At 26.4% G+C, this 21860-nt stretch carries 25 protein-coding genes; 20 read left to right on the top strand and 5 right to left on the bottom strand.

The window, feature by feature from the left end:
• Positions 1–118: 118 nt before the first annotated feature.
• The 7 genes from LQE93_RS04380 (at position 119) to LQE93_RS04350 (ending at position 7147) form a co-directional block, all read left to right on the top strand.
• On the top strand, positions 119–400 hold the full coding sequence (locus LQE93_RS04380) for a hypothetical protein (RefSeq protein WP_231072166.1): 282 nt from the start codon (positions 119–121) through the stop codon (positions 398–400).
• A complete protein-coding gene (locus LQE93_RS04375) occupies positions 372–2312 on the top strand; it encodes an insertion element protein (RefSeq protein WP_231072164.1) in 1941 nt (646 codons plus the stop codon). Before LQE93_RS04380 ends, LQE93_RS04375 begins: the two co-directional genes overlap by 29 nt.
• A 227-nt stretch (positions 2313–2539) precedes the next feature.
• Positions 2540–3094 carry an RNA polymerase sigma factor gene (locus LQE93_RS04370; RefSeq protein WP_331679218.1) on the top strand — a complete coding sequence of 185 codons (555 nt, stop codon included), beginning with the start codon at positions 2540–2542 and terminating at the stop codon, positions 3092–3094.
• Positions 3084–3836 carry a hypothetical protein gene (locus LQE93_RS04365; protein ID WP_231072161.1) on the top strand — a complete coding sequence of 251 codons (753 nt, stop codon included), beginning with the start codon at positions 3084–3086 and terminating at the stop codon, positions 3834–3836. The genes LQE93_RS04370 and LQE93_RS04365 overlap by 11 nt, the downstream gene beginning before the upstream one ends.
• Complete coding sequence (locus tag LQE93_RS04360) at positions 3837–4709, top strand: ABC transporter ATP-binding protein (RefSeq protein ID WP_231072160.1); 873 nt, start codon at positions 3837–3839, stop codon at positions 4707–4709.
• 3 nt (positions 4710–4712) lie between these two features.
• On the top strand, positions 4713–5981 hold the full coding sequence (locus LQE93_RS04355; RefSeq protein WP_231072158.1) for a hypothetical protein: 1269 nt from the start codon (positions 4713–4715) through the stop codon (positions 5979–5981).
• An 11-nt stretch (positions 5982–5992) separates the two neighbouring features.
• Positions 5993–7147, top strand: coding sequence for a chloride channel protein (locus LQE93_RS04350; protein ID WP_231072157.1), 1155 nt, complete (start codon positions 5993–5995; stop codon positions 7145–7147).
• A 144-nt stretch (positions 7148–7291) separates the two neighbouring features.
• Here LQE93_RS04350 and LQE93_RS04345 read toward each other — a convergent pair whose 3' ends face one another.
• The 3 genes from LQE93_RS04345 to LQE93_RS04335 form a co-directional block, all read right to left on the bottom strand.
• Positions 7292–8185 carry a DUF5685 family protein gene (locus tag LQE93_RS04345; RefSeq protein WP_186838636.1) on the bottom strand — a complete coding sequence of 298 codons (894 nt, stop codon included), beginning with the start codon at positions 8183–8185 and terminating at the stop codon, positions 7292–7294.
• Between the two features lie 23 nt (positions 8186–8208).
• Positions 8209–8934, bottom strand: coding sequence for a J domain-containing protein (locus LQE93_RS04340; RefSeq protein WP_186838635.1), 726 nt, complete (start codon positions 8932–8934; stop codon positions 8209–8211).
• 292 nt (positions 8935–9226) lie between these two features.
• Positions 9227–9628 (bottom strand): tetratricopeptide repeat protein, encoded by a 402-nt coding sequence (locus LQE93_RS04335; protein WP_055262962.1) that lies wholly within the window; start codon positions 9626–9628, stop codon positions 9227–9229.
• Between the two features lie 145 nt (positions 9629–9773).
• Here LQE93_RS04335 and LQE93_RS04330 point away from each other — a divergent pair, with 145 nt between their 5' ends.
• From LQE93_RS04330 to LQE93_RS04295, 8 genes are all read left to right on the top strand, one after another.
• Positions 9774–10127, top strand: coding sequence for an arsenate reductase family protein (locus tag LQE93_RS04330; protein ID WP_231072345.1), 354 nt, complete (start codon positions 9774–9776; stop codon positions 10125–10127).
• A 27-nt stretch (positions 10128–10154) separates the two neighbouring features.
• Complete coding sequence (locus LQE93_RS04325) at positions 10155–10487, top strand: hypothetical protein (protein ID WP_055262966.1); 333 nt, start codon at positions 10155–10157, stop codon at positions 10485–10487.
• 21 nt (positions 10488–10508) lie between these two features.
• On the top strand, positions 10509–10922 hold the full coding sequence (locus tag LQE93_RS04320; RefSeq protein WP_055262968.1) for a hypothetical protein: 414 nt from the start codon (positions 10509–10511) through the stop codon (positions 10920–10922).
• Between the two features lie 82 nt (positions 10923–11004).
• Positions 11005–11970, top strand: a complete 966-nt coding sequence (locus LQE93_RS04315) for a YbgA family protein (RefSeq protein ID WP_231072155.1) — start codon at positions 11005–11007, stop codon at positions 11968–11970.
• An 85-nt stretch (positions 11971–12055) separates the two neighbouring features.
• Positions 12056–12301: a DUF3243 domain-containing protein gene (locus tag LQE93_RS04310; protein ID WP_186838631.1), complete on the top strand. Its 246-nt coding sequence runs from the start codon at positions 12056–12058 to the stop codon at positions 12299–12301.
• A 133-nt stretch (positions 12302–12434) separates the two neighbouring features.
• Positions 12435–13247 (top strand): TerC/Alx family metal homeostasis membrane protein, encoded by an 813-nt coding sequence (locus tag LQE93_RS04305; protein ID WP_055262974.1) that lies wholly within the window; start codon positions 12435–12437, stop codon positions 13245–13247.
• A 46-nt stretch (positions 13248–13293) separates the two neighbouring features.
• On the top strand, positions 13294–14022 hold the full coding sequence (locus LQE93_RS04300) for an HAD-IB family hydrolase (protein ID WP_055262977.1): 729 nt from the start codon (positions 13294–13296) through the stop codon (positions 14020–14022).
• 77 nt (positions 14023–14099) lie between these two features.
• Positions 14100–15035: a hypothetical protein gene (locus LQE93_RS04295; protein ID WP_055262979.1), complete on the top strand. Its 936-nt coding sequence runs from the start codon at positions 14100–14102 to the stop codon at positions 15033–15035.
• 42 nt (positions 15036–15077) lie between these two features.
• Here the strand turns inward: LQE93_RS04295 and LQE93_RS04290 are convergent, their stop codons facing one another.
• Both LQE93_RS04290 and ilvA read right to left on the bottom strand, forming a co-directional pair.
• The gene (locus tag LQE93_RS04290) at positions 15078–16049 is read right to left on the bottom strand and encodes an alpha/beta hydrolase (RefSeq protein ID WP_055262981.1); all 972 of its coding nucleotides are present in this window, start codon (positions 16047–16049) and stop codon (positions 15078–15080) included.
• 129 nt (positions 16050–16178) lie between these two features.
• A complete protein-coding gene (gene ilvA / locus LQE93_RS04285; protein ID WP_231072154.1) occupies positions 16179–17378 on the bottom strand; it encodes a threonine ammonia-lyase in 1200 nt (399 codons plus the stop codon).
• A gap of 195 nt (positions 17379–17573) precedes the next feature.
• Between ilvA and LQE93_RS04280 the strand changes: the two genes are divergently transcribed.
• From LQE93_RS04280 to cmk, 5 genes are all read left to right on the top strand, one after another.
• Positions 17574–18314, top strand: coding sequence for a pseudouridine synthase (locus LQE93_RS04280; protein ID WP_055262985.1), 741 nt, complete (start codon positions 17574–17576; stop codon positions 18312–18314).
• 10 nt (positions 18315–18324) lie between these two features.
• A complete protein-coding gene (locus LQE93_RS04275; protein ID WP_055262987.1) occupies positions 18325–18867 on the top strand; it encodes a tRNA (mnm(5)s(2)U34)-methyltransferase in 543 nt (180 codons plus the stop codon).
• Positions 18868–18934: 67 nt separating this feature from the next.
• Positions 18935–19828, top strand: coding sequence for a MurR/RpiR family transcriptional regulator (locus LQE93_RS04270; RefSeq protein ID WP_055262989.1), 894 nt, complete (start codon positions 18935–18937; stop codon positions 19826–19828).
• 74 nt (positions 19829–19902) lie between these two features.
• On the top strand, positions 19903–21117 hold the full coding sequence (locus LQE93_RS04265) for an NAD(P)/FAD-dependent oxidoreductase (protein WP_055262990.1): 1215 nt from the start codon (positions 19903–19905) through the stop codon (positions 21115–21117).
• A gap of 78 nt (positions 21118–21195) precedes the next feature.
• Positions 21196–21852, top strand: coding sequence for a (d)CMP kinase (gene cmk, locus LQE93_RS04260; protein ID WP_055262992.1), 657 nt, complete (start codon positions 21196–21198; stop codon positions 21850–21852).
• The last annotated feature ends 8 nt before the right edge of the window (positions 21853–21860 follow it).

Below are 21860 nucleotides of genomic sequence, written 5' to 3'. Positions count from 1 at the left end.
TTATTCCATTACATTTTTTATGTTTACATTACTATATTTTTTATGCTATTTTATATGCGAATAATCATGCTATTTTTTGGTTAAAATTTAGATATAAGATAAAAGGAGTTAATAATTGATGAAGTACATAAAACCGAAGACTATAAAAAAGAAAGTTTCCTGGAATATCTCTGAAAAAACACTAACTATATTATCTCAATATGCTAAATACACTCAATATAAAGAGGAAGAAGTTGTTGATATGTTCTTGGAAAATTTATTGACAGACCAAGGTTTTGTTCAATGGATTAAAAAACAAAGAAATCGCAAAAAGATTGAATCAATCTTAAATGATTGTGAGCTTATAACATGGTTGGAAGGTGAAATGGAAGATGAAGAAGTTACAGAAGTTGATAAATAATACTGAAAGTAAAGTCACAGTTATTTATCCTATAAGCGACGAGGAGATTCACAATAGACAGATTGATTATCCTGTATTAGGAGAAGTTGAATTTGCTAAAAAATACAGAGATTTGTTATTTAGAGAAGTTGAGCTTATTATTGGTTCTAAATCAACTAAAATCCAGAGCAATTTTTGTACTAATCCATTTTGCAAATGGTTTGGATTACCTCAACACAAGTTCGCTGACGTTAAAAATAAACCTTCTAGATACAAACTTGTAGGCGAAAAAAACCTTAAAAGAATAAACTGTAATGAAGTATCGACTAAAGAAATAGACGGTATTGTAATTAAAAACTACGTTACCCCTCTTTCAAATTGGTCAGTAGCTCTTGAAATTAAAAGATTGATAGATATTAACACTGTATCACCTATAGAACCCCCATATTCATTCCATAAAGAGGGTTGTGATACCCCAGAAGTAAATCCTATAGATAATCCTAAAGAATTTCATAAGAAGGGAAAAAGCAGCAGTAACTCTCAAAAATATAAATGCAAGAGTTGTGGCAAAATGACTAATATATTACCTAACCAGAGAGAATGTTTTACATATCATCAACAAAGAGATGATATACTTCCTAGGTTCGCTTTGCAAGTAGTAAGTAGAACCCCTGTTACAAGAACAGTCGAGTTGTTAGGTATTGGTGTTAGTACATACTATAAAAAGTTAGAGCAACTTTATCAAAGATGTCTTGAATTCCTTGATAAACATGAAACTAAGAAATTAAGCAAAATGCATTTTAATGAGTTATGGCTTACAACAGATAAGTTTAGCTACTCATTAAATAATATTAGAAAAAAAGGTCACGGCAAAGATTATTCAACTCAAGAAAGACCACTATTCCCAACATATATTGTAGCTACAGTAGATTCTCACTCAAGATATGCTTTTAGAACTGATTTAGCTTTTGATTACAATGTTACTGCTGATGATATCGAAAGCGATATAGAAATCTTAAAAGATAATCATGTTTATAATTTTGCTCAAAAAAATGCTAGATATAGATACTCATATTATGGAGCAACTACTGACGATACTACCGTTAAAGAGAATGAGGTAGATAATTATATTGACCAACGCAGTTTACATCTTAGAAAAGATTATATCGATGGTTTTCATGTTAATACTACCTATACATCATATGCTCACTTTTGGCTTATTAGAGATATATTGAACGTCGATAAGATTAATTATGTGTCTGATGAAGATAATTCCATAATAACAGCATTAATGAGGGTATTTAGTAATGAAATCAAAAATGGAAATGCAAATATTTTCACCTGTAGAATAGATAAATCTTTAAAGAAAAAAGAAGCTTACTTTTGCTATAAAGAAGCCACTGAAAGATTACATGAGTGGAAAGATTCCAATGGACTTAAATGTTCAATGAGAGAAGCTGCAATAAGTAAATTAGCTAGTGACTTAGAAACCCATAAACTATATGGTATAAAGACTGTTGATGATAAATCCTATCCATACTACTTACATAATCCTATTGAACATCCATACCCCAATAAGGATGAGGGAATTAGGTATGTGGACTGTATTACCAATCTTTCACAATTATCAACGCAAAATCTAGCTGAAGTACTATATAAAGTGAATATGAGGGCTGTAAATACTTATTTCAATCAAATAAGGCGAAGAGCTTCTATCTTGGAAAGACCCCTTGTATCAGGACGTGGAGAAGGAAAAAGCTTTATATATTCAAACTTCAATCCAAAGTATGCAAATTACATATTAACTATATTAAGAACTTATCTTAACTTTTGTGATACTTTTAAATACAATAAGGGGTATGTAACTCCAGCTATGGCATTAGGGTTGACCAATAGACCTTATACATTTGAAGATATAATTTATTTAAAATAATTTTTTTAATAATAAACAAAAAGGTAAGCTATATATTAATAAGTAAAATAGGGCTTATCTTTTTTATTTTTATGACAAAATTTACTATAAAACGTATAATATAATTTATATTTAAATAAGTTAATATTTTTTAAAATAATTAAAACTATTCCTACACTTCATACGAATATATAAATGAAGAAGTAAAATTATTGAGTTTGAAGCGGAAAAGATGGAGGTGTATTTAAATTAATGAAAAGAGATTAATAAAGCTTGTTAAAAATAAAGGGAATAAATCGGCTGCTGGAGATTTAGTACAATTGTATTATAAAGATATTTTTACCTATGTTTTTAGACAAACTCAAAATGAAGAACTTTCTAAGGATTTAACACAAGAGATATTTATAGCTATGTTAAAGTCTATAGATAGGTTTGATGATAAAAAAGCCTCATTTAAGACGTGGTTATACAAAATAGCAAGCAATAAGATTATTGATAGTTATAGGTCAACATATTATAAATATGTTACCGTAGTTGAAGAGGTATATGAAGATACGCTTGTCAATGAAAGCGGATTAGAAGAATCATTGGAGTTAAAAGAAGATATAAATGAAATTTTAGATATAGTAAAAACCTTTAATACTAATTATCAGCAAATTTTTAGGTTAAAAGTTTTTGGTGATATGACTTTTTCTGATATAGGTTCTTTGCTTGAAATGTCAGAGTCTACAGTTAAAACTAGGTACTATTCTACTATTAGAAAGATTAAAAAGTTATTGGTGGTGAAAAATAATGGACAATAAGAAAAAAGAAATGAATATAGATGTACCTGATATAGATTTTGAAAAAATTGATTCGATAGTGAATAAAGGAGTTAAATCTAAAATATCATTCATACGTTATTTAATTAATTGTTTTAAGGAGCTTGGATTTAGAAATATATTTCATGATAAAACCGAATTAGTTATTATATTTTTAATTTGTATTTTAACGTTATTGCCTTTTATGATTAATTTAAACAATTTAAATATACAAGGTTTATATCAGTTTACATTTGGTATGTCTCCAATAATGTATTTAGTAGCAGTATTATTTTCTTTTTATAATTCAAAAGAAAAAGGGGCTTTTGATATAGAGATGACATGTAAATATAATCTATATCAATTATCAGCATTAAGAATGTTTATATTTAGTTTAGCTGGTATCCTTATTAATACGCTTTCAATAATAATTATATGGTTTATTGGAAGACAGATTGATGTAATAAGAATGATTGTAATATCTATAACAGGTTTATTCTTGTTCTCTGTTATATTTTTATATTCATTATTGAAATTAAAATTGACTGTATCTAAATATTTTGTTGTAAGTTCTTGGATTATTATTAACTTATTCTTAAGTAAATCCAATAATGAGGCGTATAAGGAGTTTCTAATAAAAGCTCCATTATTAATTCATTTAATAATTTCAGGTATTTGCATAGTTTTATATATTAAAAATCTTAATAAATTAATAAATTATAGATATAAAAAGGGAGAGATTTAAATGTTAGTTGTTAATAATGTTACAAAAACTTATGGAAAGTTTGTAGCTCTTGAAAATATAAATTTAGAATTTACTAATGGAGTATACGCACTGCTTGCTCCAAATGGTGCAGGTAAAACTACATTGATTAAAATGTTGACTACTCTGATTTTCCCAACTAAGGGAGAAATATTATATGGTGGAGAAGATATAGTTACTCTAGATGAAGAATATAGGGATATAATAGGATATTTACCACAAGATTTTGGATATTATAAAAATTATACTCCAACCAAATTCTTATTATACTTAGCTGCTTTAAAGGGTATAGAAGAAAAAGTGGCTAAGAAGAGAATAAATGAACTTTTAAAAATGGTTGCTTTAGAAGAAGTAGCAAATAAAAAGATGAAAGGTTTTTCAGGTGGAATGATTCAAAGAGTTGGAATAGCTCAAGCATTGTTAAATGACCCTAAGATACTTATTTTAGATGAACCAACGGCAGGATTAGACCCAAAAGAAAGGGTTAGGTTTAGAAATCTTTTAAGTGATTTATCTAGAGATAGAATAGTAATTATATCAACTCATATAGTATCAGATATTGAGTTTATAGCTAATGAGATAGTTATGTTAAAAGACCATAAGGTTTTATACAAAGATAGTGTTGAAAAAATATGTAACAAAATCAAAGATAAGGTTTATGAAACTGAAATAGATTTTAAAGATGCAAAAGAGTTTAGAGATAAATTTATTGCTCTTTCAGAAAAACAAGAGAATGGAAAAATGATAATAAGATTTATAAGTGAGGGGGATATTAGTCCTATATGGAAACCAGTTACTCCTAATTTAGAAGACGTATTTTTATATGAATATAATGAATATGTAACGGTGGGATAATAGATGAATATAAAAAAGTATGAATTTAAAAAGATAATATCTTCACCTATATTTATAGTTCTTATATTAATATTTTTAGCTTATAATACTATGGTTATTTTTGATAAATCATATATGAGAAATGATTTAAAAGTATTAAATGAAATAGTTGATGAAGTTGGATATGTAATAGATGATGATATGATGTTAGACTTTAAGCATTATTATGAAAGTCAGTTAATGGAGGCTAATAAACTTTTAAATCAAAAAGGATATAGTTCCTATGACACTATAAATAAATTTTTTGAAGAAAATCATATCTATGTTAGTGAAGATTCTAAATTTAATAGTGATGAAATTGTATTTTTAAATAAAGTATCTAGTATTGAAGCTTATTATTTTTTATCAATAGATTTAGAACAGACTTATGAAAATATAGATATTTATAAAATGGCGGAAAAAGATTTATCTATAAGTCCTTATAATGACAATGTAAAAAATATTATGATGAGAAATTACGAAGAGTTTGCTACAAGATTTCAAGAGCTAAAAACAAATGGAGAACATAAAAACTTATTCTTTCATGGTAAAACATATAAAATGCATTCCTTCTTATTCAAAGATATTTTTACAGTTATGATTTATGAAATAATGATTTTAATAGTATTGACTACTGCGTTTATTTTAAATTATGAATTTGAAAGCAAGACATCATTAGTAGTTTATTCTACAAAAAGAGGACGAGATATAACTAGGGATAAGCTGATGGTAGCTTTAGGTTCTACGGTTTTAGTAACAACTATAATCATCGGAATAACTCTTTTAATATATTTTAGTGTCTTTGATTATTCAGGACTTTGGGGTGCTTCAGTAAATAATTTCTTTGGACAAGAATATAATATGCCTTACATGACTTGGTGGAGAATGTCCATATTGAAGTATTTATTAGCTGTTATCTCTGTAGTTTATGTGCTTGGAATTATATTTTGTGGACTAACATTTATTTTATCATTATTAATGAAAAATACTTATATTGTATTCGGTAGCTTTGTAATAGTGGTAGGTTGTGGAATATTATTACCGAAACTTATACCAAATTCTCTTAATATAACTATTGCTTCAGTATATACTCCATTTACATTGATTTTAAATCCATCATGGTTGTTTATGTTTAAGGGAAGCTTACAAACTAATAAGTATTATGAAATTATCACTTTAGTTATATGGTTAATAGGTACATTGTCAACAGGGGTATTATGTTTGAAGAATTTTAAAAAAGAAAGTATTAAATAGAGGTGAACTAATTGAAAATTATTATAAATGAGATAAAGAAAATATTTAATCTAAAGATGATAACTTTATTAATAATAGGTAGTGCTATATTTTATCAATTATTTATATCTTTCGAGATAGAATTTTTCCCAAATGGAAGACCTAAATTAGATATTTATAATATTATGGTACAAATGATTGATAATTATGGTCATGAAATGGATGAAATAGAATTTCAGAATTTTAAAAATATCTATGAAAAAAAGTTAATAGAAGCCAATAACTTTTTAAATACAAATAAGGATTTTAATGCAGTAGGCGTATATTCCTATGAAGATTTTTTAAATGAAGATAGTAAAGTTTTTTCAGAAGAAGGAAATGAAAAATTTGAAAATGTTAAGTGGGATTATCTTAATAAAGAGGAAGGAACAATTTTTTGGGAGTTACAAGAGTTTCCTAATCTTATAGCATTTTATGAAGATAGAGACGACTATTATTCGGTAAGTTTAGACGAAGAAAAGTATAAACAAAGAATAAATGAGATAATTTCAAATGATGAAAATGAAGCTATATTACCTAATATAGTATTTGGTAACTACAATAATATAATAATGTACGTTGGATTAGGCATAGTAATAGGAATAGCATTTATGTTAACACCAATATTCTTAAGAGATAAAAAAGATAAACTAAATTATCTACAATATTCAAGTAAGCATGGAAGAAAATTATTTAAAAGCAAGTTGATAGCTGGAATTATATCAGCACTGATTATTACAACAATAGAGCTTGTAATTTATTTTGTTCTATATAATGGAAATAATACAACTATGTTCTTTGAGAGCAATATAAATTCTGTATTTAATAACAGCTTTTGGTTTAATATTACATTTATTCAATATATAATTTTAACTGTTGTAGGGATATATATTATAAGCACAATAACTGCATTTGTAAGCATGTTTATATCTAATAAAGTTAATAATTATATATCAAGTATAGGTATACAAGTACCAACTTTATTTATAATTGGTGGATTAACCGTAGGAATCTTATTAAATAATTTATTTATATTATATATGCCTAAGTATTTAGCATTAGTTATATACTTAACTTTAGCTATAATTGCAGTAATAATTACAAAAAACTCAACTAAAAAAGAGCGAATTGTTGATGTTAACAATTAAAATAATAGTGCTAATAAAAATTTAGATATTAAATGTTAAAAATCCAGTGAAAATAGATTATTTCACTGGATTTTTATATGCTATTTTGAATGCTATTATATATGCTATTTATACGTTTTGCACCTCAAAACGGAACCCGTTGTATTATTTAGGAGGTATTTTTTTGTACATTTCATTGCATATTTTGTAAAACTCATTAGGCATTCCTAAGGTAACAATGTTCTCTAATATTTCTTTATGCTTTATAAGAGGAATTGAATCAAGAATATCCTTGCAATATGATATACAACTTAAAATCAAAAAATCCATTTCAGCTATTATATTTTCAAGATTATCCTTATAGTTTTCTTTATTTAATTTATGAATTACTATAAGTGGATTAAATTGATTAGATAAAATATCGTCCTCTAAGTCATCAAAAGCATCCATAAGATAAATATATTTACCGATATAATATCCTAATTTATATAACATCTCCCTTAAGGTAGAAGAATCGTTATAAAGGGTATGAGGATAATTTTTAAGAATAGAAGCCATTATATCACTAAAAGGATGACAAACTTCGTCAAAGGTATCAAAATTTTTATTTATTTCCATACTTGATAAAGTAACTAGATTAGTTTTTATAATTTTATTAATATCAGCATAATTTAACTCTGCCTTTTTACTATATGGAGATAGAAAGATATTAAAAACTTTGCTTTTCTTATTATTATCATCATTAATATTATCTTTTAGCTTATAATCAAAAAAAGTAACACTTAAATTTGCAGCATATTTTAATGCATTTGTATCTTTTATTACTTGAATATCATAAGTAGGATGCTTAATACATCGTTTATTCTCAATAATAATGGATTCATTACTCAACCCTTCTAATATAAAACCAATAAAAGTCATATCGTAGTTCAAAGTTAATCTTGGTATATTCCCAAAGTTATTTTTTATTGAATAACATAAACCATGGTAGTAGCTACGAAAGTATTCAAATTCTTTTACCTTAAGCTCAATTTTTAATGGTGTAATATATCCAAACATTAAGATGCTCCTTTAGTTAGAAATTAGCACATACCGCCACCGCCATTGCCACACATATTCATATTATTTGGTGACATTAAGTTTTGCATTAACATACTTTGAAGTGGATTTCCGTTTTGCATATTACCACCTCCAGCTAAAGGATTTCCACCACCTGCTAGAGGATTTGCGCCACCTGCCATATTATTTAGTATATTAGCGGCATTAGCTTGATTACCTCCACACATGTCTCCGCCATTACCCATTCCTTGTCCAGCTCCACCACCGCAGAGATCCATATCATTTTGAGAATTATTTTGTGCAGCTACTCTAGCGTAATTGGCTCTAATTTGAGATATTTTTCTTGTTAATAGGCGCATAGTTTCTTGATATTCATCATTATCTGGATTTAATTCTACAGCAGTTTTTAAATGATTAACACCAGCACTGAACCAACCTTTTTTTAATAAAACAAAGCCTTTTAAATAATTCCATTCTGCATTTTTTTTATCAGTAATTAAATTTAACTCTGTTTCAGCAGCAAGGAATTGTTCAGATTCTATTAAATCTCTTATTTCTTTTAATTTTATATCATTTGTTAATGTATGAAAGGCCTCATTAACTTTTGAAAGCTTTTCTTCGGTTAAAAATTCTACCGGATTATCTGAATTAGCATTAAGGTTATTAGATTCTATTATATTTTTGTAAGCAACTTCAATTTCATCTTTAGATGCATTAGGTCTAATACCTAAAACCTTATAAGGATTCATATATATATAGCTCCTTTATTAACTATTGAATTATTATAATATATTCTTAAGTTAAAGAAAGAGTGATTGAATGAATGAATCAAATTTTTATATAAATATTTAATATTTGAAATAATAAAATGTGTAAAATAGGAAGATATAAGTTTAAAAAAGTGTATATAAGAAGCGAATTTTTTTAGCTGGTAAATAAGAGTTAATAGTAATTTAAAAGTGACAAATAGCGATTAAAGATTAATAAATCTTCGCCTTTTGTCACTTTTAAAAAATTACGTATCTTTTATGATATATATTTTTAAATACAGTCTATTAAATCACCGCCCATACATTCACAACATGTATCTAAACAAATTAAATCGCAGCAACTAAAATTACAATCACAACAGCAATCATCACAACAACAGCAAGAACAGCCTCTATTATGGTGTCTGTATCCGGATCTATTGTAATCATCGCTATAACGTTTTCCTCTTCCAAAGAAATTAACTAAATCATCTTTATATATTGAATTATTTGGAGATAAATCATTAGCAATTTTAAGATGATTTAACGCTTCATCAAACCATTGTTTTGAAAGCAGTACTTTGCTATACAAATAATGCCAAATTGAATCGTTACATGGATTACTTTTTAATAAAAGTTCTGCAGTAGTATAATCATTTATGTTTATTAGATTTTGAATTAAAGCATAATTCATAATATCCCTCCACATAGTTTATAGTATTAATTATACACAAAGTTAGATGAAAATATTAAAAAAGTACGAAGATAAATTAAATTTTACTTATCATAAATAGACAAGTATGATAAAATTATTAAAAAACTAAAGATTGGAGATTGAAATTATGACATTATTTATATCTTATCCTAAATGCACAACTTGTATAAAAGCTAAAAAAAATTTACAAAACAATAATATTGACTTTGTCGAAAGACATATAGTTGAAGAGAATCCAACTAAAGAAGAATTAGCAAAGTGGATAAAACAAAGTAATTTAGAAGTAAAAAAATTCTTTAATACATCAGGTAAACTATATAAAGAGATGGCATTAAAAGATAAGCTTAAATCTATGACAGATGAAGAAAAAATAGAATTACTAGCAACAAATGGGATGCTTGTTAAAAGACCAATATTAATTAAAGATGATATGGTTCTAGTTGGTTTTAAAGAAGATGAATATAATAATATAAAATAGATTAGATAAGTTAGGGAGTTTTATATAATGACAGATAGAGTACCAAAAGAATATATTTCAAAAATAGCAAAGGCATCAACATATTTTGCTTTTAAGAATGGTCCAATAAAAGAAATGTTAAAAGATAATAAATTATCAGAAGAAGATTTAAAAGTAATTCAAAAATATATGGATGATCATTTAGCGTATTTATATACAGTTTTACTTGAAGAGAATAACTTAAAAAAATTTGATTTAATAGTAAATACTATGAGTAAGTTTTATGTGAATGATAGTGAAGAAGTAATGATTAATGATGATGGGTTTGACAAATTTTACGATAGTCTATTCCCGAAAAGTAGTAATATAACAATAAAATAATAATACTTAGGAGGAATTAAAATGTATATTGCATTTGGAAATAGAGTTGTTGATAGTAAAGATTTTATAAAGGTGATAGAAGAAAATACAGAGTTTAAAGTAATAAAGGACATGAGTAAAGGTTCAAAAAGAGAAGATATAGTTGCTTTAAATTTAAGTATAGATATATCAGAATTAAATGAAGTTATATCAGAAAATTATAAAATAGAAGACCTAGATGAAGATACACTATTTGAAGAGTATATGACTATATCTGAAGAAATAGGATATGAAATAGAAGAATATTTACCTGAAGATGCAATAGTAAAATTTCAAGCTTATAAATGGGATCCATCAGATAATGATGTGAAAGCTATAATAGTTATAGTTCATGAAGAATTAGGTGAAAGAAAAGCAATGGATCTAATAAAGAGATTATTAAAACAAGTTGAATAATTATAGAAACAACCTTATGTTGAATAAATAAGCATTAAACTACAGAAAATATCATAAGAACTATGTAGGAAGGAAGATTTCTATGACTTATGATGTTAAGCCAATATTAGTTATTAGTAAATGTTTAGGCTTTGATGCTTGTAGATATAATGGTGGAATTGAAAATAATAGTTTTATAGAAAATTTAAAAAAATATGTAGAATTTATAACAGTGTGCCCAGAGTCAGATTCAGGGTTATCTACTCCAAGGGATATTTTAAGAATAGTTCAAAAAAATGATAAATTAGAGATAGTTGTATCAAAAACAGGAGAAGACGTTACAGGGAAATTATGTGATTTTATAGAAAAGTTTTTGACTGATTTAGGAGATGTTGATGGATTTATTTTAAAAAATAAATCTCCAACATGTGGATTAAAAGATGCTAAGATATATACGTCAGTAGATAAAGGGGCTGCTATTAGAAGAGGAAAAGGAATTTTTGTTCAAAAAGTAAGTAATAAATATCCTAATATAATAATTGAAGATGAAGGAAGACTAACAAACTTTAAAATTAGAGAACATTTTTTAACTAGAATATTTGTATTAGCTAATTTTAGGAATGCTAAAAAAAGTAATGATAAAGATATGTTAAGAAACTTTCATTTGCAAAATACACTATTATTTTTAGCTTATAGTCAAAAGTACTCAAAATTATTAGATTCGTTAATCTATAATGATGAATCTTTTAATAGTAACACCGTATTTATTGAATATGAAAAATATCTTAATAAATTATTAGAGAGAGCTCCAAGATATACATCAAATATAAATGTATTATTAAAATCTGTTGATAGTTTTAAAGATAATATTACGCAGGACGAAATGCAGTTTATTTGGAATACAATAGATAAATATAAGAAGGGATTAGTTCCTTTTTCAGTACCTTTATATTTAGTAAAGGGATACATAGTAAGATTTGATTTAGAGTATTTACTAAACCAAAGTTTTTTTATGCCTTATCCAGAAGAGTTAATTCATGTTAGTGACTCAGGAAAACTTATACATTAGAATTTTAAATTAAATGTAATTCTAAACTGAATAGTATTTTCTATAAGGATAATACTAAGCTTATAAAGTTTTAGGAGGGTAACACATGGATAATTCAAATGAATGGAATAACTGGAAAGAGGCTCTAGGAAAAGCTGTGGATTTAGGAGAAAATATTGGACTATCAAATAATAGTATAAATAATATAGCTGAAAAAGTTGGAGGTTTTCTAGCTAATCATGTTGAACCTGCAAATGATGAAGAAAGATTACTGAAAGAACTTTGGGATGTAGGAAATCAACATGATAAGCATGTGTTAGCAAAACTAGTAGTTAAAATGACACAAAAATAATTATATTACGCCAGAAATACAATTAGAGTATTTCTGGCGTTTATGTATTTAAAATAATAATATTATGTTGTAGATATATATTTAACTCAAATCACATATAAATAACTTGTAGTAATTTATAAGGAGAGTTATGTTGTATACTAGAAGTGCTTTAAGAAATTTTTTGTTTTGGGTTAGTCTTGCTATAGCAGTAAATATTATTATTTATTATCTATATGGAGCAGGTGATGCATTAGAATTTTTAGGTGGGTATGTTATCGAATTAAGTTTAAGTGTAGATAACTTATTTTTATTCCTTGTTATATTTTCAAGCTTCGGAATTCCAATTAATTATCAACATAGAGTTTTAGCTTACGGTATATTTGGGGCAATGATATTAAGATTTATATTCATATTTTTAGGAATTGCTGTAGTAAATAGATTTCACTGGTTACTATATATTTTTGGATTTATTCTTGTAATAAGCAGCATTAAGCTATTTACCAATCATAATGAAACAGAAGAATTTAAAAGTAATCTTTTTATGAGATTTATTCAAAAAATAATACCAGTAACTAATAAAATATATGGTCAAAAGTTTTTTGTAAGAATAAATGGGCATCTTTTGGCAACACCATTAATGCTAATTTTGATTTTAATAGAGAGTTCTGACATTATATTTGCTCTAGATTCCATTCCAGCAATTTTTTCTATAACTACCAATCCATTAATAGTTTATAGTTCAAATATTTTAGCGATTTTAGGTTTAAGAAGTTTATATTTTTTACTTGTCAAACTCGATTCGATGTTTAAATGTATGAGATATGGAGTAGGATTTATTTTAATGTTTACTGGTATTAAGTTAATTATTTTATATTTTAATATAGTTATACCAACGCTTATATCTCTATTGATAATATTTATTATTTTGCTTTTTAGTATATTATTTTCGTTGATTATTGATTAGGGGTATATTAGAATAAATAAAAGTAACTTAAACAAAGGAGGATAATATGAAAAAAATTGCAGCTTTTTTTGATATTGATGGAACAATTTATAGAGAAGGTTTAATTACAGAAGTATTTAAAAAAATAATTAAATATGAATTAGTAGACGAGGAGAAGTGGTATAAAGAAGTACGTCCAGCATATTTATTATGGGATAAAAGGCAAGGAGATTATGATACATATCTTTTAAAGATGGTGGATATTTATGTAGAAGCGATTAAAGGAATTAGCAAAGAGCAAATAGAGCATGTAGCTAAAAAAGTTATAGAACAAAAAGGTGATAGAGTATATACTTTTTCAAGAGAAAGAATAAAATGGCATCAAGAGCAAGGACACATAGTTATTGCAATATCCGGATCCCCATATGAATTAGTAAAAGAGATGTCACAAAAATATAATATGGATGATTTTAAAGGTACAATTTATATAAGTGATAAAAATAATAACTATACTGGTGATGTTATTCCTATGTGGGATTCAGAAAGTAAGGAAAAGGCTCTCTTGGAAATGAAAGAAAAGTATAATATAGATTTATCAGCTAGCTATGCATATGGAGATACAGCTGGAGATTATACCATGTTTAAGTTAGTTGGAACACCGTATGCGATAAATCCTACAAAGGAACTATTACATAAAATAACCAATGATAAAGAAATAAATGATAAGATTAACATAATTGTTGAGAGAAAAGATGTAACATATAAGTTAACTACTGATAATTTAGAGCTATTATAATTGAATTTTAAATATGAAACTTTTTATTGTAATGGAATAAGATATCTACTATAAAGATTATGTTAGGGGCGAAAAGCTTGATAGGTCTTACTGATTTATTAATTTATCTTGATGAAGAATTAACAAAAAATTTAAACTCCCTAGTTATAAAGGGATATATAGAAAAAAGAACTTCTAGGTGGATCGAAGATAGAACTATTTCAGGAAATATTAGATTTCAAGATAGAGAGCAATATTTTGAAGAGGATAGATGTATAAGAGATGAACGAGATGGATATAAAGGTAAAAATTATAATAGTGCAGATTCTTTAACAAATACTAAAGAAAAAGCTGAAGGATTAGATGGGAGAAGATTTATAAGAAGAGAAGAGGAACTTACAAGAATTTATACTGTATTCGAACTTCATAATCAATTAGTAAATGGATTAAATGATTCTAACATATTAAAAAATGTTTCCGATGAATGGATGAGTGATGATATATCTGTTGGAGACTATATACAGCTTAATGGAGTTATTGGAGAAGATTCAATATTATCCTATGTAGATGTTTGTTGTAATTTAATTAATTGTATAGGATGCGATACTCTAAATTCTTTAGCTAAAAGTACATCTAGTAATATATATAATTATAATGTTCTATCTAGTTCTTTAATAACTCTTAGAGATTATTTAAATGTAAATAATACTCAAGATGTAATTATTAATACTAATAATAATGATGTAGTGGTAATGATGAATAATCAATATTTATTTAATAATTATGGTAATATTTACGAAAGGGCTGGATGTCCTTGTAAAATAATAGGAAAGGTCATAAGAGTTTGTGAAGAAGGTGAATATATACATTTGTTAAGAAAAACAGGTCAACCAGAGTTTTACGAAAAATTGCTTGCTTCACATAGTATATTAAATAATAGCCTAAAGAGCAATGGATTAATTATTCCTACAGAGCCGAGAGTTAAAGTAGAAGGAAAAACTCTATTAGTAGTACCAATAAGTATGAGTATTTAAGTATATAGTATAATAAGAAAATTAGGAGATTTTATTTATCTCCTAATTTTTTGAGTTTTTATATATAAAACTTAGAATTTTAAAATATAGTGTAATAGCTTCCTTAGTAGATAGATTCTCCAAATAGTGTGTACAAGTTTCTAATGATAGAAGTTCAAAGTTGTTATTGTTATTTTTAGATTCATTAAAAAGTTTTAAAGAACTACTATATGGAACAATGGTATCTACTATACTATGAATAATAAGTGTATTAGGTAAATCTTCTTTTACGTAATTAATAGGACTGTATAATTCGGAAATATTTTCTATATCATATGTGTCAAATTTTTCTGCTACTTCTGTTGGAGCTAGAGAGATATTTATTTTTGATAATTCTGTAGGGCCAAATAAATCTACAACGTAAGATATATTAGATGGATAAGAGGCTAAACTTAAATCATCTATAAACATATTATTATCAGAAAAAGCGGCAATCATAGAAAGTTGTGAACCTGCTGATGGGGATACTATTCCTATATTATCAGTATCAAAGTTATAAATATCTTTATTTTTATATATCCATCTTATAGTATCCTTAATATCTGATATTTGTTTATCAAAAATTGCATCTGTTTTTAATAATTCATAAGAAGTAGATATTATTGTAAACCCTTCATTTCTTAGTATTTCGATTATTGGCGATAATTCAGATGGTAGATTTTTATTACCATACATCCAGGAATCACCGAAAACATATATTATAACAGGGGATGCGCCCTTATTAGTCTTTTTGGGACTATAAATATCTAAGGTTAAATCTAGATTTCCTCTACTTTTATATACTACATCTTTATATGATACTTCTGATGTAGGTTCTGTATAAAAGTTGCTAGCAATTACAGCTAAGTTACTATTTAGATTGATTATTTCTTTTGTTATATTAAAATAAAATCTTATGGAATCATAACTTAATGTAATAAAAAATATTAATAATAAAAATAATGGAAGTATAATTTTTTTCATATATTTAAACAAATTTATCACCAACTAAAAATTAATATTATAATTATTAACACAAAATATAAAATAATATACAAAAATTAGTTAGTTTTCTTAAAATAAAAAAATGAGGTTAATGTAAAAAAATACATTAACCTCTAAATATTAATACATAACTCGAATAGAATAACCTTCGTTTTCAAGAGCATTTACTATTCTTTCAATATGTGAATCTCCATTTGTTTCAACAGTAATTTCTACAAGAACGTTATTTATTCTATTTATTGCTTTAAACTTATCATGATCTAAGCTGACTATATTTGCATTTTCTTTAACTAATAATTGTGATAGTTTTAGAAGTTGTCCAGGAGTATTTGGAACTTCAGTTGAAAAACAGAATAACCTTCCACCTGAAACCAATCCATTATTTATTAGAGTAGAAATAGTTAGCATATCTATATTACCTCCACTAATAACTGAACAAACTCTTTTACCAGTAAAATTTAATTTCTTTAATGCTGCTAATGATACTACTCCTGAAGCTTCAGCAATTAACTTGTGTTTTTCAGTAAGTAATAAAAATGCATCTACAATTTCGGCATCAGAAACAGTAATAATTTCATCAACATGGTCTTTTATTATTTCGAATGTTTTATCTCCTGGAGTTTTTACAGCTATACCATCAGCAATTGTATTAACAGTAGTTAGCGGAGTTAATCTATTATTTTTAAAGCTATTAGCCATAGCAGCAGCTCCTTCAGATTGCACTCCTATTATCTTAATAGAAGGATTAATTTCCTTTGCGACTAATGAAATACCGCTTATAAGACCACCGCCTCCAATTGGACAAATTATACAATCTATGTTAGGAATATCTTCTAATATTTCTAATGCTATTGTTCCTTGACCATATATTATATCAATATCATTAAATGGATGAATGAACACCTTATTTTCTTTTGCTTCAATTCTTTTTGCTTCATTATATGCATCATCATAGCAAGTACCTTCTAACACAACGTTACCACCATAATTTTTTGTTGATTGTACTTTAAGATAAGGTGTAGTTTTTGGCATAACTATAGTTGCATCTACACCAATTAAACTTGAAGCATATGCAACACCTTGGGCATGATTACCAGCAGAGGAGCATACCACTCCTTGAGATTTTTCATAATCAGTTAACCCTTTTATTTTATTAAGAGCTCCTCTTAACTTATAAGCACCTGTAAGTTGTAGATTTTCACATTTCATATATACTATATTATTGCATAAATCGCTAAATATTTTACTATGAAGAATTGGAGTCTTAACGATTACATCTTTGATATTTTCTCTTGCTTTTTTTACATTCTCAATATACATAAGTTTCACCCCATTGTAGTTTTAAATAGATTTGGTATAATTTATACAATATATACTTTAGCATATATTTAAAATAAAATCTAACTAATAAAGAAAAATGTATAATTATTATATTTTTGCTCGTAATTTTATTGTATATCTAAATATATAAAGATATAATTACAAAGTAATAGATTTAAAAATGGAGTGAACTTAATGGAAGAAAGATTACAAAAGTACATAGCTAGATGTGGAGTAGCTTCTAGAAGAAAAAGCGAAGAACTGATTTTATCAGGTCAAATTAAGGTTAATGGTAATGTTATAACTGAGCTAGGTACTAAAGTAAATGTAGATACAGATATAGTAGAGTACGGTAATAAAGTTATAAAACCTGAAGAAGAAAAGATATATATAATGTTAAATAAACCAGAGGGATATATTACATCAGTAAGTGATGAAAAAGGAAGAAAAACTGTATTAGATTTAATAGATGTTAATGAAAGAATTTATCCAATTGGTAGATTGGATTATGATAGTTCAGGTCTTTTACTACTTACTAATGATGGTGATATTTACAATAAAATAATACATCCAAGAGTGGCTATTGATAAAAAATATATAGCTGTATGTGAAGGAAAATTTACAGAAAAAGAAATAGAAAAATTTAAAAATGGTGTAGATATAGGTGGATATGTTACATCTAGCGCTAATATAGAAATTATAGATGAAGAAACAGTTACGCTTAAAAAGACAGGTGAAAATATTATAAGATCTACTGTTGAAATAACTATTCATGAAGGAAAGAATCGTCAGATTAGAAGAATGTGCTCTTCTTTAAATCATAATGTATTAAAATTAAAGAGAGTATCTGTGGGCAATATAAAATTAGGTAACTTAAAAAAAGGAAGTTGGAGATTGTTAACTCAAGAAGAAGTTAATTATATAAAAGGATTATAGGGTATAGATTATGTTTACTTATACAGCAGATTTTAGTTCATTAACACATTATATTATAAAAAATTTTGTAAAAGAAAAGAGCGTAGCAATTGATGGTACATTAGGAAATGGATTTGACACAGACTTTTTAGCTGATAACTTTAAATTAGTATATGCATTTGATATCCAAAAGATTGCTTGTGAGACTTACAAACAGAAGGAAAAGCAAAATGTTCTAGTAATTAATGATTCTCATCATAAATTTTTAGAATATATAAAAGAAAATGTTAATTGCATTGTATACAATCTAGGATTTTTACCAGGTGGTGATAAATCTATTACTACTTGCTATAACTCATCTTTAGAAAGTATAAAATTAGGATTAGATATTCTAGAATCAGAGGGAATGATGTTAATTACATCGTATAGAGGCCATGATGAAGGTATGAGTGAGTATATTTATATAAAAGAGTATTTAGATAATTTACCTAAAAATAGATATGCAGTTATGAAACATGAAATTATAAATAGAAGCAATAAATCACCAGTTTTATTTGTAATTGAGAAAAAATAATTAATTGATTAAAAAGATAAATAATGCTAAAATTATTTATCTATATATATTATAAGAAGAGGTAGTTATGGAGAAAAATAATAATTGTGAATCAAATGATCTTATGAGATTAATACAAACAAAGTTTACAAGACTTAGTAAGGGACAAAAACTAATAGCAGATTATATATTAAAGAACTACGATAAAGCTGCCTTTATGACTGCTTCAAAGCTAGGAGAGGCTGTAGGAGTTTCTGAATCAACTGTTGTTAGATTTGCAATAGAATTAGGTTTCTCAGGTTATCCAAAATTACAAAAATCCCTTCATGAATTAATAAAAACGAAATTGACTACTGTTCAGAGATTAGAGCTATCAAATGATTATATAAGCAATGGATATACATTGAAAGGTGTATTAAAATCTGACATGGAGAATATAAGAGCAACTATGGAAAAGATTGATTACGAAACTTTCGATGCTGTTGTTAATAGCATTTTCGAAGCCAAAAGAATATTTATTATAGGATTAAGAAGTTCTATGGCATTAGCTGAATTTTTAGAATTTTATCTAAATCTAATTTTACAGAATGTAAAAACTGTAGGTAATGGAATTTCAGATATATTTGAACAAATGGTAAGTATTAGAGAAGGAGATTTAGTTATAGGGATAGGATTCCCTAGATACTCTTCAAAGACGATAGATGCATTAGGAATAGCACAAGATAGAGGAGCAAAAGTGGTAGCTATAACAGATAGTTATTTATCACCATTAGATGCAAAAGCAGATTATACTTTAGTTGCTCAAAGTAATATGGCATCATTTGTTGATTCTCTTGTTGCTCCTTTATCAGTAATTAATGCTTTAATAGTTGCTGTTGGATTAAGAGAGAAAGAAACAATTTCTAATATTTTTAATGATCTAGAAAAGATTTGGCATGATTTTAATGTTTATTCTTATAACGGGAGAAATTCAGGATATTAGAATAGAATCAATTAAGGGGATTAGCATTTGTTAATTCCTTTAATTTTTATTAATTAGTTTTTAGGAGGATTTATATGGCTGATGTTGTTGTTATAGGTGGTGGGCCAGCAGGAATTATGGCTGCTATTAGTGCTGCAAAAAATAATAATGTTACATTACTAGAAGGAAATGATAGGATAGGTAAAAAATTATTCATAACTGGAAAAGGTAGATGTAATGTAACAAATGCAAAGGATATAAGTGAATTTTTTGATTATATTCCTGGAAATCCATATTTTTTATATAGTTCTTTATATACATTTACTAATGAGGACACAATAAATTTTTTTGAGTCACAAGGAATAAAATTAAAAACAGAAAGAGGAGGAAGAATATTTCCATACTCTGATAAATCATCTGATATTATTAAAGGATTAAATAATGGGCTTGAAGAAGCTAACGTTAAAGTGAAATTAAATTCAAAGGTAACTAATATTTTAATGAATAAATCAAAAATTGTTGCTGTAGAAATTAATAATTCAAAAAAAATATATGCTGATAACTTTATATTTGCCACTGGAGGAGCATCATATCCGTTGACAGGATCAACTGGTGAGTGTTTTAAACTACTTGAAAATATAGGGCATACAATAGTAAAATTAAAACCTTCTTTAGTTCCTATAGAAATTAAAGAAGAATTTATAAAAGAATTAGCAGGATTATCTTTAAGAAATATAGGATTGGTTATAAAATCTAATAATAAGGTATTGTATAAAGAGCAAGGTGAAATTAAATTTACATATTACGGTATTTCGGGACCTTTAACATTAAGTGGTTCAAGATATATAAAAGAAAATGAAAATTTTAAGATATTAATAGATTTTAAACCAGCTTTAGATCACCAAGAGTTGGACAAAAGAATACAAAGAGATTTTAAAAAGTATATAAACAACGATTTTAAAAACTCATTAAATGATTTATTACCACAAAAGACAATACCAATAATAATTGAATTATCAAATATAGATCCGAACAAAAAAGTTAATGAAATAACTAGGGAAGAGAGAAAAAGATTAGTAGATTTATTAAAAAGTTTTGAGATTACTGTAAAAGGATTAAGACCTCTATCAGAAGCTATTGTTACAGCAGGTGGAGTATCTACAAATGAAATCGACCCATCTACAATGAAATCAAAGATAATTGAAAATTTATCATTTGCAGGGGAAGTAATTGATGTAGATGCATTTACAGGTGGATATAATGTTCAAATAGCTTTATCCACAGGATATATAGCAGGAATAAATATATAAAATCTTGTTTACTTAACAAATTCATAATATAATCTTAATGATAAATAAATGGTTAGCAGCAAGAAAGGTGGCAAATAAATGAGAATATCTGTAGCGATAGACGGACCAGCAGGTGCTGGAAAGAGTACTATAGCAAAGTTAGTAAGTAAAGAATTTAATTTAATGTATATAAATACAGGTGCAATGTATAGAGCTGTATCTTTAATGGCAAAGGAAAATAATATAGCGCCATCAGATATAAAAAGGCTAATGGAGTTAATAGATACATTAGAAATGCATTTTGAAAATGATGATTTGATATTAAACGGAAAAAATGTTCAAGAAAAAATTACAATGCCAGAAATTAGCTCAATAGTATCAAATTACGCTTCAATTCCTGAAGTAAGACAAAAGCTTGTAAATTTACAAAGGAATATGTCTGAAAAATATAATGTTTTAATGGATGGTAGAGATATTGGTACAGTAGTATTAAAAAATGCACCATTTAAGTTTTTCTTAACTGCAACAGCAGAAGAGAGGGCAAAAAGAAGATTTAATGAATTAGTTAGTAGAGGAATAGAAGTTAATTACGATACTTTATTAAGCGATATTATAAAAAGAGATTATATAGATAGTAATAGAGAAGTAGATCCATTAAGAATGGCAGATGACGCAATTGAAATAGATAGTTCTAATTTATCTATAGAAGAAGTTACAGAATTTATTTGTAATTATATAAAAAATAAATTACAATAATATTGTTG

The sequence above is a fragment of the Clostridium sp. NSJ-145 genome (assembly GCF_021044725.1).
GTDB lineage: Bacteria > Bacillota > Clostridia > Clostridiales > Clostridiaceae > Clostridium > Clostridium disporicum_B.
This window is presented reverse-complemented; position numbering and strand designations above follow the sequence as displayed.